Source organism: Pseudomonas sp. WMBT8 (genome assembly GCF_050916005.1).
Lineage (GTDB): Bacteria > Pseudomonadota > Gammaproteobacteria > Pseudomonadales > Pseudomonadaceae > Aquipseudomonas.
Map to the genome: position 1 here is coordinate 5,665,305 of NZ_CP188096.1, position 14,531 is coordinate 5,679,835.

At 61.7% G+C, this 14,531-nt stretch carries 14 protein-coding genes and 1 riboswitch; of the genes, 9 read left to right on the forward strand and 5 right to left on the reverse strand.

Annotated elements, in window-relative coordinates; all coding sequences use genetic code 11:
* Window positions 1–16: 16 nt before the first annotated feature.
* The 4 genes from metK to ACO77H_RS25875 all read left to right on the forward strand — a co-directional run bounded on the left by metK (window position 17) and on the right by ACO77H_RS25875 (window position 4,059).
* Window positions 17–1,207: a methionine adenosyltransferase gene (metK, locus tag ACO77H_RS25860; RefSeq protein ID WP_170042170.1), complete on the forward strand. Its 1,191-nt coding sequence runs from the start codon at window positions 17–19 to the stop codon at window positions 1,205–1,207.
* 251 nt (window positions 1,208–1,458) lie between these two features.
* The gene (locus ACO77H_RS25865; RefSeq protein WP_070993955.1) at window positions 1,459–1,806 is read left to right on the forward strand and encodes a DUF1090 family protein; all 348 of its coding nucleotides are present in this window, start codon (window positions 1,459–1,461) and stop codon (window positions 1,804–1,806) included.
* Between the two features lie 95 nt (window positions 1,807–1,901).
* Window positions 1,902–3,584: an NAD-dependent DNA ligase LigB gene (gene ligB / locus ACO77H_RS25870; RefSeq protein WP_432754724.1), complete on the forward strand. Its 1,683-nt coding sequence runs from the start codon at window positions 1,902–1,904 to the stop codon at window positions 3,582–3,584.
* Between the two features lie 79 nt (window positions 3,585–3,663).
* Entirely contained in the window at window positions 3,664–4,059 is a 396-nt protein-coding gene (locus ACO77H_RS25875) for a DUF1090 domain-containing protein (protein ID WP_170042168.1), read from the forward strand.
* A gap of 18 nt (window positions 4,060–4,077) precedes the next feature.
* On the opposite strand, the gene ACO77H_RS25880 is transcribed toward ACO77H_RS25875, so the two are convergent.
* On the reverse strand, window positions 4,078–4,527 hold the full coding sequence (locus ACO77H_RS25880) for a c-type cytochrome (protein ID WP_432754725.1): 450 nt from the start codon (window positions 4,525–4,527) through the stop codon (window positions 4,078–4,080).
* A 127-nt stretch (window positions 4,528–4,654) separates the two neighbouring features.
* Here ACO77H_RS25880 and mltA point away from each other — a divergent pair, with 127 nt between their 5' ends.
* Window positions 4,655–5,836, forward strand: coding sequence for a murein transglycosylase A (gene mltA, locus ACO77H_RS25885; RefSeq protein ID WP_169953610.1), 1,182 nt, complete (start codon window positions 4,655–4,657; stop codon window positions 5,834–5,836).
* 102 nt (window positions 5,837–5,938) lie between these two features.
* On the opposite strand, the gene ACO77H_RS25890 is transcribed toward mltA, so the two are convergent.
* From ACO77H_RS25890 to ACO77H_RS25905, 4 genes are all read right to left on the reverse strand, one after another.
* On the reverse strand, window positions 5,939–6,325 hold the full coding sequence (locus tag ACO77H_RS25890; RefSeq protein WP_057960859.1) for an MAPEG family protein: 387 nt from the start codon (window positions 6,323–6,325) through the stop codon (window positions 5,939–5,941).
* Window positions 6,326–6,356: 31 nt separating this feature from the next.
* A complete protein-coding gene (locus tag ACO77H_RS25895) occupies window positions 6,357–7,190 on the reverse strand; it encodes an EamA family transporter (protein WP_432754726.1) in 834 nt (277 codons plus the stop codon).
* A gap of 74 nt (window positions 7,191–7,264) precedes the next feature.
* Entirely contained in the window at window positions 7,265–8,152 is an 888-nt protein-coding gene (locus tag ACO77H_RS25900) for a formate/nitrite transporter family protein (protein ID WP_169953842.1), read from the reverse strand.
* 87 nt (window positions 8,153–8,239) lie between these two features.
* Window positions 8,240–8,638, reverse strand: coding sequence for an acyl-CoA thioesterase (locus ACO77H_RS25905; protein ID WP_029297383.1), 399 nt, complete (start codon window positions 8,636–8,638; stop codon window positions 8,240–8,242).
* Window positions 8,639–8,836: 198 nt separating this feature from the next.
* Window positions 8,837–8,944: riboswitch (S-adenosyl-L-homocysteine riboswitch) on the forward strand.
* Window positions 8,945–8,965: 21 nt separating this feature from the next.
* Between ACO77H_RS25905 and ahcY the strand changes: the two genes are divergently transcribed.
* The 4 genes from ahcY to ACO77H_RS25925 all read left to right on the forward strand — a co-directional run bounded on the left by ahcY (window position 8,966) and on the right by ACO77H_RS25925 (window position 14,428).
* The gene (gene ahcY / locus ACO77H_RS25910) at window positions 8,966–10,375 is read left to right on the forward strand and encodes an adenosylhomocysteinase (RefSeq protein WP_169953606.1); all 1,410 of its coding nucleotides are present in this window, start codon (window positions 8,966–8,968) and stop codon (window positions 10,373–10,375) included.
* Window positions 10,376–10,544: 169 nt separating this feature from the next.
* A complete protein-coding gene (gene metF, locus ACO77H_RS25915) occupies window positions 10,545–11,390 on the forward strand; it encodes a methylenetetrahydrofolate reductase [NAD(P)H] (RefSeq protein ID WP_029297387.1) in 846 nt (281 codons plus the stop codon).
* A 130-nt stretch (window positions 11,391–11,520) separates the two neighbouring features.
* Entirely contained in the window at window positions 11,521–12,324 is an 804-nt protein-coding gene (locus ACO77H_RS25920) for a substrate-binding periplasmic protein (protein WP_169953604.1), read from the forward strand.
* Window positions 12,325–12,547: 223 nt separating this feature from the next.
* Window positions 12,548–14,428 carry a DEAD/DEAH box helicase gene (locus ACO77H_RS25925; protein ID WP_057440348.1) on the forward strand — a complete coding sequence of 627 codons (1,881 nt, stop codon included), beginning with the start codon at window positions 12,548–12,550 and terminating at the stop codon, window positions 14,426–14,428.
* The last annotated feature ends 103 nt before the right edge of the window (window positions 14,429–14,531 follow it).

A 14,531-nucleotide genomic window follows, 5' to 3' on the forward strand; every position in this document is an offset into this window, starting at 1 on the left:
TCAGGAAAACATCGAGATGAGCGAATATTCCCTTTTCACCTCCGAGTCCGTGTCTGAAGGGCATCCGGACAAAATCGCCGACCAGATTTCTGATGCGGTGCTGGACGCCATCATTGCTGAAGACAAGTTCGCCCGCGTGGCGTGCGAGACGCTGGTGAAAACGGGCGTGGCGATCATCGCCGGTGAAGTCACCACGTCGGCCTGGGTCGACCTGGAGCAGATCGTCCGTGACGTGATCACCGACATCGGCTACACCAGCTCCGACGTCGGCTTCGACGGCGCGACCTGCGGCGTGATGAACATCATCGGCAAGCAGTCGCCCGACATCAACCAGGGTGTGGACCGTGCCAAGCCAGAAGACCAGGGCGCCGGCGACCAGGGCCTGATGTTCGGCTACGCCAGCAACGAAACCGACGTACTGATGCCTGCGCCGATCACCTTCTCCCACCAGTTGGTCAAGCGCCAGGCCGAAGCCCGTAAATCCGGCCTGCTGCCTTGGTTGCGCCCGGACGCCAAGTCCCAGGTGACCTGCCGTTACGAAGGCGGCAAAGTGGTGGGCATCGACGCCGTGGTGCTGTCGACCCAGCACAACCCGGAAGTCTCCTACAAAGACCTGCGCGAAGGCGTGATGGAGCTGATCGTCAAGCACGTGTTGCCTGCCGAGCTGCTGACCAAGGACACCCAGTTCCATATCAACCCGACCGGCCAGTTCATCATTGGTGGCCCGGTAGGCGACTGCGGCCTGACCGGTCGCAAGATCATCGTCGACAGCTACGGCGGCATGGCCCGTCACGGCGGTGGCGCGTTCTCCGGCAAGGATCCATCCAAGGTTGACCGCTCGGCCGCCTACGCCGGTCGTTATGTGGCCAAGAACATCGTTGCCGCCGGGCTGGCCGAACGCTGCGAGATTCAGGTGTCCTACGCCATTGGTGTGGCCCAGCCTACGTCGATCTCGCTGAACACCTTCGGCACCGGCAAGATCAGCGACGACAAGATCGTCAAGCTGGTGCGTGAGATTTTCGACCTGCGTCCGTACGCAATCACCACCATGCTCGACCTGCTGCACCCGATGTACCAGGAAACCGCGGCCTACGGCCACTTCGGCCGTACCCCTGAACTGAAGACCGTCGGCGACGACACCTTCACCACGTTCACCTGGGAAAAAACCGACCGCGCCGACGACCTGCGCACCGCTGCCGGCCTGTAATCGCAGCACGTAGCACCCAAGGCCCCGCCGGGTATTCCCGGCGGGGCTTTTTGTTGCGCTTTTTTACAGGCACCGATGAGCACGCGACGGCGAACCTGGCAAATAGTTCACATTTATTGGATCCAAACCTTGCAGGCAAAATGATGGCCCACTAGAATCCGCGCCCTCCCGAGCGCTCAACCACATTGGATATTGCATTGCGCCCGCTCGGGACAGCCAAGTGCGCAGGCAATCGAACATTGAGGTTTTTCATGCGTATTTCCACGTTCGCCCCTGCCGCCGTCCTGTTCAGCCTGTTCGCCCTGCCAGTGCAAGCCGCTGACCTGAGCGGCCTGACTGGCGCCCTGACTTCCCAGTTGGGCGGCGCAACCGGCAACTGCGAAAAACAGAGCCAGGAGCTGCAAGCCAAGGTCGATGCCGCCAAAGCCAATGGCGAAGACCTGAAAGTGAAGGCCATGCAGGCTGCACTGGATCAGGTAAACAAAGGTTGCAAAAAAGTCGGCGAGTCCCAGGGCAAGCTCGACGAAGCCTCGCAAAAGCAGCAGGCCAAGGCAGACAGCAACGACACCGTGAAAGCCCTGGGCGGTCTGTTCAAGTAAGCAGAAACACCCGGTAAAAAGCCTCGCGCCTGCGGGGCTTTTTTATGGGCGTCTGCCTGCTTTAGGCTGGCCCCCCCTTCAGAGCAAGGATGCTCATGATGCCGCCACGCCTGCTGACCTACCTGCTGTTGATGCTCTTCCCTCTCATCGCCTGGGCGCAGGGCTGCCCGGACTGGCCAGTGAACAAGGCCCAGGACGAAATAACCGCCCTGCAACGGCAAATCGGCCTGTGGGATGACAGTTACCATCGGCTCGGCCAATCCCTGATCAGCGACGAGCTCTACGATCAGGCCCGCATACGCCTGGAGCAATGGCGGGGTTGCTTCGCACAGGCACCGTCATCTGCCAACAACCCCCTGTCCAGCGCGCGCGGCACTGTTGCCCACCCAGTCGCGCATACAGGCCTTGAGAAGCTGGTCAACGACCGCGCCGTGGCAGACTGGATCAGCACACGCCGCGACCTGTGGGTACAACCCAAGGTCGATGGTGTGGCGGTGACCCTGGTCTATCGCGCAGGGCGCCTGGCCCAGGTCATCAGCCGCGGCGACGGCCTGTTCGGCCAGGACTGGACCGCCTCGGCCCGCAACATTCCAGGCATCGTGCAACAGCTGCCCGAGGCCATCGACCTGCTCTTGCAGGGCGAGCTGTATTGGCGCCTGGGCGCCCACATACAAGGGGAGACGGGCGGCATGAATGCCCGCAGTAAAGTCTCCGGGCTGATGAACCGCCAACACCTGAGTGACGCCGACGCCGCAGGTATCGGCCTGTTTGTCTGGGCCTGGCCCCATGGGCCGGCGGACCTCAAGCAGCAGTTGGACAGCCTCGCACGCTGGGGTTTTGGCGATAGCCAGCGTTACAGCCAGCCCATCGACACCTTCGAACAGGCACGGCACTGGCGAACTTTCTGGCATGAACATCCATTGCCCTTCGCCACTGATGGCGTGGTGCTGCACCACAGCCAGCGCGCCCCGGCCGAACGCTGGCAGGCCGGTACGCCGTATTGGGCTGTTGCCTGGAAATACCCGGTCATCAAAGCCCTGGCCCATGTTCGCCATGTGCAGTTCAAAATCGGCCGCACCGGCCGTATCACTCCGATCCTGGAACTGGACCCGGTGCTGCTCGACGACCGTCAGATCAAACGCGTCAGCATCGGCTCCCTGAAGCGCTGGCAGGAATTGGATATCCGCCCAGGCGACCAGGTGTCCATCAGCCTCGCCGGCCAAGTGATCCCAAGGCTCGACCAAGTCATCCTGCGCAGCTATCCACGGGTCGATGTCGCGGTGCCGGTAGCCAGCAATTTCCATCACCTGAGCTGCTGGCAATTGGCCCCGGCCTGCGAGGAGCAACTGCTGGCCCGGCTGACCTGGCTCAGCGGCAAGCAAGGGCTGGACCTGCCACACATTGGCCGCGAGACCTGGAATAGCTTGATCCAGGCCGGGCAAATCAGTGGTTTGGTGGATTGGTTGAACCTTGATGAGACAGAGCTTGCTACCATTGACGGATTCGGCGACCGCAGCAGTGCGCGCCTGCTTGCGAGCCTGCAAGTGGCGCGCCAGCGACCGTTCGCGCAATGGTTGATGGCGCTTGGGGTTCCACCTACCGCCCGCAATAACCTGGCGGGCGGCTGGCATGCCCTGGCTGCGCGAGACACTCAAACCTGGCAAGCCGAAGCAGGAATCGGCCCAGGGCGCGCGGCGCAATTGAGCGCCTTTTTTCGCGCCCCCCAGGTGGTGGCTATGAGTGAAACACTGCGGGCTGCCGGGATAGATGGCTTTTAGTCCCGACCCGCCAATTTAATCGGTGCCAGCAGAAATCATCCTGCCCACCTGACAACGATCTGTTTACTTTGGAGTTTCCATGAAATTTCTTGCACCGCTTGCCCTGTTGACCGTTACCAGCTTCCTCGCCACGCCATTGCTGGCTGCCGAGACAGCCCCGCAACTGACCGGTTGCGCCGCCAAGCGCCAGGCCATCAGCCTGCAGATCGAACAAGCCAAGGCCCACGGCAACAGTGAGCAACAAGCCGGCCTGGAAAAAGCCTTGAGCGAAGTCACCGCCCACTGCACCGATGCCTCCCTGAAAAAGGAACGCGAGAACAAGGTGCTGGACGCCAAGCACGAAGTCAGCCGCCGTCAGGCCGACCTCGACAAGGCCATGAAAAAGGGCGACTCCGAGAAGATCAACAAGCGTAAGGACAAGCTCGCTGAATCGCGCAAAGAGTTGCAGCAAGCCCTCGACGACCTGGACAAGTAAGGCGCAGCCAATCGAGCCTCAATGGTCGCGAAACTGCTTATGACAGGCGCTGCAGGCATCTTCGACTTTCTGCACCGCAGGCTTCAAGTCAGTGGCTTTGTAAGGCTGCACCTGGCTGGCGATCACCAATTCACCGGTGGCCGCCTCAAGGTTGCGCGCCAGTTCCTGGAACTGGGCCTGTTTTTGCCATACGTCGTCCTTGGCGCTGGTGTGATCTTCTTCGCGCACCGTTGGAAAGTGCTTCCACGGCTCATGGGACAAAGCGTCAAGCTTGACCGCACCTTCGGCAAATTTGGCCCCGTCGAACGGGATGCGGCCACGCAGCATGCCGCCCAGGTCTTCGCCCGTCTTGAGCATCTGCTTGAAGATGGCCTTGCGCTGGCCCAATGGCGAGTTCGGGTCAACGCCACCGCAAGCGGTCAGCGTCAGGCAGGCCAGCAATACAACAGTCAGTTTTTTAAAAGTCATGATGGCTCAGGGTCACGGGAAACGGCGGCCAGTATCCTCGCCCCGCCCGCAAAGACCAATAGCCCTATTAATAATATGGATGCTTGCGCCGCACCCTGCGCAGGCAATCGCCTTGGGAATTACTTGCATGAATAACCTGTTTAACCCCTGGAGCCGCCGGCTGGCATGGGCTCTGCCGATGATCGCACTACTCGCCGGATGCGACGGCGGCAACGCTCCGGCACCCAAACCTGAGCCAGAAAAACCCCATGCTGTGGCGACCTACGTCAGTGCCACCTGGGAAGACCTGCCGGTGGTTTCGGACAGCGACCTGCAAGCTGGCTTCGAATCCTGGCGCAGCGCCTGCCAACGCTTGAAGAACGACCCGGTGTGGGGCGCCACCTGCGCTGCAGCGGTCAATGTGCCGGGCAATGCCGGGGATATCCGTGGTTTCCTCAAGCAGCAGTTGGACGTCTATGGCTTGCGCTCGGCGGACAACACGCCCAATGGGCTGATCACCGGCTATTACGAACCGGTCTACCCGGGCAGCCTCACCGAAACCAAGACCGCCCACGTGCCGGTGTTTGGGGTGCCGGACGACCTGATCATCGTCAACCTGGAAAGCATCTACCCCGAACTCAAGGGCAAACGCCTGCGCGGGCGCCTGGAAGGCCGGGTACTCAAGCCCTATGACGATGCGGGCACCATCAACCAGCAAGGCTCCAGTGCCAAGCCTATTGCCTGGCTGACCCACCCGATGGACCTGCAATTTCTGCAAATCCAGGGTTCTGGCCGCATCCAGCTGGCTGACGGTCGTCAGTTGCGCGTGGGCTATGCCGACCAGAACGGCTTCCCGTATCGCCCTATCGGCCGCTGGCTGGTGGAGCAAGGCGAGTTGAAGAAAGACGAAGTGAGCATGGGCGCGATCAGTGCCTGGGCCAAGGCCCATCCTGAGCGGATCCCGGAACTGTTGGCGAGCAACCCCAGCTACGTCTTCTTCAGCACCCGCCCCGACAGCAATGAAGGCCCGCGCGGCTCGCTGAATGTGCCGCTGACCGCCGGCTACAGCGTGGCCGTGGACCGCAAGGTCATCCCGCTGGGCAGCCTGTTGTGGCTGTCGACCACCCGCCCCGATGGCGCGCCGGTCGTACGGCCGGTAGCGGCCCAGGATACCGGCGGCGCGATTGTCGGCGAGGTACGTGCGGACCTGTTCTGGGGCACCGGTGATGCGGCGGGCGAGTTGGCCGGGAACATGAAGCAGCAGGGCCAGATCTGGATGTTGTGGCCCAAGGGTACGGCGCTGCCTCAAGTGCCGGATGCGCCTTTGTAGGAACCGGCTGGCCGGCGATGGCGGTTTGAAATCCGACATCGCGGGTGCACGTGCTGGCGTCATCGCTGGCAAGCCAGCTCCCACAAGGGCTGGCTGCGTGCCTTAGATCGAGACGAAGAAGAAACTCGCAATCAACGCCATGCCCACGAACCACACCAGCGAACGCAAGATCGCCCAGTCCGCCAGGTAGCAGATGATGTACAGCAGGCGGCTGGTGATAAACAGCACCGCCAGTACGTTGATGGTCACCAGTTCCGCGTTGCCGGCCAGGTGGGCAATGATCACCGCAGCGGCAAACGCCGGGGTCACTTCGAAGCTGTTGAGCTGTGCACTATGGGCGCGCTTGGCGAAGCCTTCGAGGGTTTCGAGGAAGGCCCGGGGGTCATGGTTCTGCCGGGGGCCGAACTTGCCACCACTGAACTTGGCCACGCCGGTACACAGGTAAGGCAGAAAAATTGCGATCAACACACACCAGAAAGCGACAGTCATCACTCATTCCTTTTTTAGTTTTATCCGCTGGTTAGAGTTTCATCACGAGCATGCCGATCAGTACCAACCCACAGGCTAAGAGCCGGGAGCGGCCGAAAGGTTCTTTCAGGTAACGCATGCCGAACAACACCACCAGGATCACGCTGACTTCCCGCAGCGCGGCGGCCTCGGCAATCGAGCCCAACTGCATGGCCCAAAGCACCAGAGCGTAGCTCAACAACACGCACAATCCCACGCTCAGCCCCAACCGCCATTGTGTGCGCCAGAACAGGCTGAACGCCGCACGCTTGCGCACCATGGCCAACAATGGAAACGGCCAGGCGCTGAGCAGGGTCACCCAGACCAGGTAGTCCAATGGGTGCGACCAGCGCCGCAGCGCCTGACCATCGAGGAAGGTATAGCAGCCGATGCACAGGCCGATCAGCGCCACCGCCGGCAACATCGACCACGGCAACCGATCCCCACCACCGCCATGCCACAACAGGCACAACATGCCGAGCGGGATCAGCAGGATGCCGACAATCTGCTGGGTACTGAGTACCTCCCCGGCAAACACCAGGGTCAACGCCAGCACCACCAGCGGCGATAAGCCGCGCATCAGCGGATACACCAACCCCAGGTCACCGACGCGGTAGGCCTGGATCAGCAGGTAGCGGTAGAGCAACTCGAACAGCGCCGAGGCGATGATCCACGGCCAGATTTCCAAGGGCGGCAGCGACACAAATCCTACCGCCAATAGCACAAACAGCAGCGCAACGCTGTCCATGCAGGCGATCACCAACAGGCGTTCGCCGCTGAATTTGATCAAGGTGTTCCACGTCGCATGCAACAGTGCCGCTATCAGTACCAAGACTGTCGCAAGCAATGGAACCTCCTGTAAGTGATTCGTGATGTGTCAGCACACACATATACCAAATACCGCGCTGGCACACACTGGCCTCACTGATCCTTGTCGATCCGCTGCGGATGCCTCGGGTCCGCCGCCTTTTTGCCCGGCAGGCTGCCTTCGCTGCGAATCTGCGCATGGCTGATCAACGCAAAGATAAAGCTGCCGCCGATGATATTGCCCGCCAGGGTCGGCCCGGCAAATACCAGCCAGAAGTCCTTCCACGGTAGCTCGCCGGCAAATACCAGGTAGGACACTTCCGCCGAACCGACGACGATGTGGGTGAAGTCGCCCAAGGCCATCAGGTAGGTGATCAGGATAATGATCCACATCTTGGCGCTTTCCATGGACGGGATCATCCACACCATGGTGGCGATCATCCAGCCGGAGACGATGCCCTTGGCGAACATCTGGCCCGTATCGTTTTCCATGATCTTGCGCCCGATTTCGAGGAAGGCCTGGTCGGTCTTGGTGTCGAAGATCGGCAGGTGCAGCATCACATAAGCCACCAGCAAGGTGCCGCAGAGGTTGCCCACCAGCACCACCGTCCACAGCCGCAACAGGCGCCCGGCATTGCCCAGGGTCGGCTTGCTCATCACCGGCAGCACGGCGGTCAGGGTGTTTTCGGTGAACAGTTGCTGGCGCGCGAGGATCACTGCAAGGAAGCCTGCGCAGTAGCCAAAGCTGGCAATCACCTTGAAGCCTTCGCCGTCGGGCAGGCGTGAGTTGAGCAGCCCCATGGCCATCAATGACAGGCCCATGGTCAGGCCGGCGGCCAGCGCCGACCACCACAGCGCCGCTACGCTGCGCTCCAGCTCCTGGTCGCCCTGGGTGCGGATGATTTCATGCAGCACCGCCGCCCGGGGTGGCTGGTTCTTGTCCACATCCTGCTGTTCTTCCTGCGACAGGTTGGGAGTCTTGCCGTCTTTTTGCGTGGCCATGGGCGTACCTGAACGTTGGGTGACGATGTTCAGGTACGACCTGCCAGTCATCACCAGCGTTCAATGGCCGCTTGCTTATACAGAGGGTTACTCGCTGTCGTCCTGGAACTGGTCTTTGACGTACTTGATCTCGGTACGACCATGGGGTGCCGGCAGGCCGTCTTCGCCGAGGTTGACGAAGACCATTTTTTCTACGGTGAGGATGCTCTTGCGCGTGATTTTGTTGCGCACTTCACAGGTCAGGGTGATGGAGGTGCGGCCAAACTCGGTGGCGGTGATGCCCAGCTCGATGATGTCGCCCTGGCGCGAGGCGCTGACAAAATTGATCTCGGAAATGTACTTGGTCACCACGCGCTGGTTGCCCAGTTGAACGATGGCGTAGATCGCCGCTTCTTCGTCGATCCAGCGCAGCAGGCTGCCACCGAACAGGGTGCCGTTGGGGTTGAGGTCTTCGGGTTTTACCCATTTGCGGGTGTGGAAGTTCATGTTCACTCCAAAGCGTCTTGCGAAATGATGGCCAACATCATGGCAGAGCGCCGGCCCAAGCTCTATGAGCCATTGCCTATCAGTGTCATGAGCGATCTTCATGACCCCGACAGAAAGGCTTGGGAAGTCAGGCGCAGGCGGCTATAATCGCCACCGTTTCAAAACGGTCATCTGTGATTGATACCGTTCTCCCGCCACCTGTCCGAGGGGCGCTGCAGCAGGCCCTGGCCTGTCAGGCTCGGATGGGGCGTTGCCCAGCCGGGTTGTCCTGGCTGGATACTAAACGCACAACGGCGCCCATTCGCACACTACGAATGGAGGCTCTTCATGAGCGCTGTAATCACGCCTGCAGGTTTTACCGACTACAAAGTCGCCGATATGTCCCTGGCTGCCTGGGGCCGTCGCGAAACCTTTATCGCCGAATCCGAAATGCCTGCCCTGATGGGCCTGCGCCGCAAGTACGCCGCTGAGCAGCCGCTCAAGGGCGCGAAGATTCTCGGCTGCATCCACATGACCATCCAGACTGCCGTGCTGATCGAAACCCTGGTTGCCCTGGGTGCCGAAGTGCGCTGGTCGTCCTGCAACATCTTCTCGACCCAGGACCAGGCCGCTGCCGCCATCGCAGCCGCTGGCATCCCTGTCTTCGCCTGGAAAGGCGAGACCGAAGAAGAGTACGAGTGGTGCCTGGAGCAAACCATCCTGAAGGATGGCGCGCCTTGGGATGCCAACATGATCCTCGACGACGGCGGCGACCTGACCGAGCTGCTGCACAAGAAGTACCCGCAGATTCTCGACCGCGTCCACGGCGTGACCGAAGAGACCACCACCGGCGTACACCGCCTGCTGGACATGCTGGCCAAGGGCGAGCTGAAAATCCCGGCCATCAACGTCAACGACTCGGTGACCAAGAGCAAGAACGACAACAAGTACGGCTGCCGTCACAGCCTCAACGATGCGATCAAGCGCGGCACCGACCACCTGCTGTCGGGCAAGCAAGCCCTGGTGATCGGCTACGGTGACGTGGGCAAGGGTTCGTCCCAGTCACTGCGCCAGGAAGGCATGATCGTCAAGGTCTCCGAAGTCGACCCGATCTGCGCCATGCAAGCCTGCATGGACGGTTTCGAAGTGGTCTCGCCGTTCATCGACGGCCAGAACGACGGCACCGAAGCCAGCATCGACAAGGCCCTGCTGGGCAAGATCGACCTGATCGTGACCACCACCGGTAACGTCAACGTCTGCGATGCGAACATGCTCAAGGCCCTGAAAAAGCGCGCCGTGGTGTGCAACATCGGGCACTTCGACAACGAAATCGACACCGCTTTCATGCGCAAGAACTGGGCATGGGAAGAGGTCAAGCCTCAGGTACACAAGGTTCACCGTACGGGCAGTGGTGATTTCGACCCACAGAACGACGACTACCTGATCCTGCTGGCCGAAGGCCGCCTGGTTAACCTGGGCAACGCCACTGGCCACCCAAGCCGCATCATGGATGGCTCGTTCGCCAACCAGGTACTGGCGCAGATCTTCCTGTTCGGCCAGAAGTACGCCGACCTGTCGCCAGCCCAGAAAGCCGAGCGCCTGACCGTGGAAGTACTGCCGAAGAAACTCGACGAAGAAGTGGCCCTGGAAATGGTCCGCGGCTTCGGCGGCGTCGTGACGCAACTGACCAAGACCCAGGCCGACTACATCGGAGTGACCGTCGAAGGCCCGTTCAAGCCGCACGCCTACCGCTACTAAGTAACCGGCTCTCTCCCTGCTGGAGCGGGCTTGTGTGGGAGCGGGCTTGCTCGCGAATGCGCAGTGTCAGTCGAAGCAGTAACGACTGGCACACCGCTTTCGCGAGCAAGCCCGCTCCCACATTGACGGTGTATGTCTTCCGGTTTTATGAGTTTTCAAGGGTATTACCATGTCCCAAGACCGTCGCTACAGCTTCGAGTTCTTCCCGACCAAGACCGATGCTGGGCATGAAAAGTTGATGGCGACTGCCAAGCAGTTGGCCAGCTACAACCCCGATTTCTTCTCCTGCACCTACGGCGCAGGCGGCTCGACCCGTGATCGTACGATCAACACCGTGCTGCAGCTGGAAAGCGAGGCCAAGGTGCCTGCCGCGCCGCACCTGTCGTGCGTGGGCGACAGCAAGGACGACCTGCGCGGCCTGCTGACCCAATACAAGGCCGCCGGCATCAAGCGTATCGTCGCCCTGCGCGGTGACCTGCCGTCCGGCATGGGCATGGCCAGCGGCGAGCTGCGCTACGCCAATGACCTGGTGAGCTTCATCCGTGAAGAAACCGGTGATCACTTCCATATCGAAGTGGCTGCTTATCCGGAAATGCACCCGCAAGCGCGCAACTTCGAAGACGATCTCAACAACTTCGTGCGCAAGGCCAATGCCGGCGCCAACAGTGCGATCACCCAGTACTTCTTCAACGCCGACAGCTACTTCTACTTCGTCGAGCGCGTGCAGGCCCTGGGCGTGAACATCCCGATCGTGCCGGGCATCATGCCGATCACCAACTACAGCAAGCTGGCGCGCTTCTCTGACGCCTGCGGTGCAGAAATCCCACGCTGGGTACGCAAGCAGCTGGAAGCCTACGGCGATGACGTCAAGAGCATCCAGGCCTTCGGCGAGCAGGTCATCAGTGAAATGTGCGAAACCTTGCTGCAAGGTGGCGCACCGGGGCTGCACTTCTACACCCTGAACCAGGCTGACCCGAGCCTGGCGATCTGGAACAACCTCAAGCTGCCACGCTGAGGCTGCCCCCTTTGTACCGCCGGCCAGGATTCCTTCCCGGCTCGGCGGCGCAATAAAAGTTCAGGTTTGCCGCCTGAAGATCCCCGATCCAGAGCTTCTCTTTAACCTGAGACAGTCGTAACCTCAGGGTATGCCCGTCATTCTCCAGCTGTTGAGCGCTGTTCTTTTCACTTGCCTGAGCCTGACCGCCCACGGCGAGAAACTGCGCATTGTCACCGAGCCCTGGGCACCTTACGTCTACGAAGAAAACGGCCAGATGCGCGGGCTCGACTACGAGACTACCGTCATCGTGTTCCAGCGCCTGGGGATCGAGGTGCAGTGGCAGTTCCTGCCCTGGAAACGCTGCCTGGCCATGCTCGACCAAGGCCTGGCCGACGGCGCGCTGGATATTTTCCACAGCCACGAACGCGACGCGGCGCTGCTTTACCCCAGCGAACCGTTGTCCCAGGTTGAGTTTGTGATGTTCTACGCCAACCAGCGCCCGCATCCGTTCCAGACCCTGGATGAGCTCAAAGGGCTGACCATCGGCACCTCCCCCGGTTACCTGTATAGCGCCGGGTTCAGCGAATCCACGCTGTTTACCCGCGAACCGGCCCCCAGCCATGAGGCTAACTTCGGCAAATTGGCCCGTGGCCGGATCGATCTGGTGATCACCGACCGCCGGGTCGGCCAGCATGTGCTCAAGGAATTGGGCCTGGAGCACCAGGTCACCCAGGCGCCGCCGGTGATCAGCAGCCAGAAACAATTCCTCGCCGTACGCCGTGGCGCGGGCATGGACCTGCTGGTCCAGCGTTTTGGTGCCGAGCTCAAACGTTTCAAGCAAGAGCCCGCCTACGCGGCCCTGAGTGCCAAATATGCCGGCGCCGGGACCCAGATAGCCCCGTCGCCGCTGCTGGACGACACCGTTGAGCAGCAGGAAAGCAGCGCGCAGTGATTGCTCTGTTATACTCCGGCCTTTCCGCCAGGCTTACGCCCGGCCGCTGTGGTCGTATCACAGGCATCCAACCCCGCTACTGCGCAGCTTTGCAGCCCGCGCGAGCCATTGGAGTGCCTGCCAGCCCCAGCAGGACCGGACGGGGTTGCGTTCCTCTAAACGCGATTCGCGCCCGGCAAGATTATCCCTTTGGGCCAAGCCCTAACTACAAACAGGATTACTCATGTCCTTTGCTTCCCTCGGTCTCTCCGAGGCTTTAGTCCGCGCCATCGAGGCAGCGGGCTATACCGAGCCTACTCCGGTGCAACAGCGGGCTATTCCCGCCGTGTTGCAAGGTCGCGACCTGATGGTCGCGGCTCAGACAGGTACTGGTAAAACCGGCGGCTTCGCCCTCCCGATTCTGGAGCGGTTGTTCCCCAACGGTCACCCGGACAAATCCCAGCGTCACGGCCCGCGCCAACCCCGCGTACTGGTCCTGACCCCTACCCGCGAACTCGCCGCACAAGTGCATGACAGCTTCAAGCTGTACGCTCGCGACCTGAAGTTCGTCAGCGCCTGCATCTTCGGCGGCGTCGGCATGAACCCACAGGTTCAGGCCATGTCCCGCGGGGTTGACGTGCTGGTCGCCTGCCCTGGTCGTTTGCTCGACCTGTGCGGCCAAGGCAGCGTCGATCTGTCCCACGTGGAAATCCTCGTGCTGGACGAAGCCGACCGTATGCTCGACATGGGCTTTGTCCATGACGTGAAGAAAGTCCTCGCGCGCCTGCCGGCCAAGCGTCAGAACCTGCTGTTCTCGGCAACGTTCTCCAACGACATCACCGCCCTCGCCGGCAAGCTGCTGCACAACCCCGAGCGCATCGAGGTCACGCCGCCCAACACCACGGTCGAGCGTATCGAGCAACGGGTATTCCGCCTGCCAGCCAGCCACAAGCGCTCGCTGTTGGCCCACCTGATCACCGCTGGCGCCTGGGAACAGGTGCTGGTGTTCACCCGTACCAAGCACGGCGCCAACCGCCTGGCCGAGTACCTGGACAAGCACGGCCTTACCGCCGTCGCCATCCACGGCAACAAGAGCCAGAACGCGCGGACCAAGGCCCTGGCCGACTTCAAGGCCGGCTCCGTACGGATCCTGGTGGCCACCGATATCGCCGCCCGCGGCCTGGATATCGACCAACTGCCGCACGTGGTCAACTTCGAGCTGCCAAACGTCGATGAAGACTACGTGCACCGTATCGGCCGTACTGGCCGTGCCGGTCGTTCGGGCGAGGCCATTTCCCTGGTCGCCCCGGATGAAGAGAAACTGCTGAAAAGCATCGAGCGCATGACCAAGCAGAAAATCGCCGACGGCGACCTGATGGGCTTCGATGCCAGCACCGTGGAAGCCGAAAAACCGGAAGTGCGCGAGCGTCCGGATGTGCGTAACCCGCGCAACCCACGTGGTCCCAAGGGCGATGGCCCGAACGGCGGCGGTGGTGGCGGTGGTCGTCGCGACAAAGGCAAGGACAAGGGCGGCAAGGACAAGGCGCCTACCAACGGCCGTGGCGAACGCCCAGCCCGTGAGCAAAAGCCCCGTGAAGGCACCCCGGCCCGCGAACAGCGCCAGCCGAGCCAGCCGCCACGCGCCGCAGCCGACCGCGCACCGGACGAGTTCCTCGACGACGACGTGGATAACTTCGGCAACCGCGTCGACTACGTGCCCCAGGCCAAGCCGGCCCAAGGCCGTGGTCGCCGCCCAGGTGCCCCGGCACCGGGCGCTGGTGCAGGTGCTCCGCGCACCGGCGGCCAGCCGCAGGGTCGCCAGAACGGTCCGCGCAGCAGCAACGGCGCCACCACTGGCACCCCACCGGCCAAGCGCAATGGCCCGCGCAACGGCGCTCCGCGTGACGGCCAGGCCCGTCGCGAAGAGTCGCGCAACCGCCGCCCTGCGCGTGATGAGCAGCCACGCGCCTCGGAACCTGCCGTGCAGAACCCGCGCAGCGGCACCACGCCGAAGATCATCCACAAGGAGTCGAAAAGCGATCGCTTCCCGACACCTGAGCAGTTGGATCAACTGCCAGGCCGCCCTCGTGGTGAAAAACCAGCGTTGCTGACCCGCAACCGCTGATTTTCAAAGCGCCATAAAAATGCCCCGAATCGAAAGATCCGGGGCATTTTTTTGGACTCGACATCGATCAACTGTGAGAGCTGGCTTGCCTGCGATGACGGGA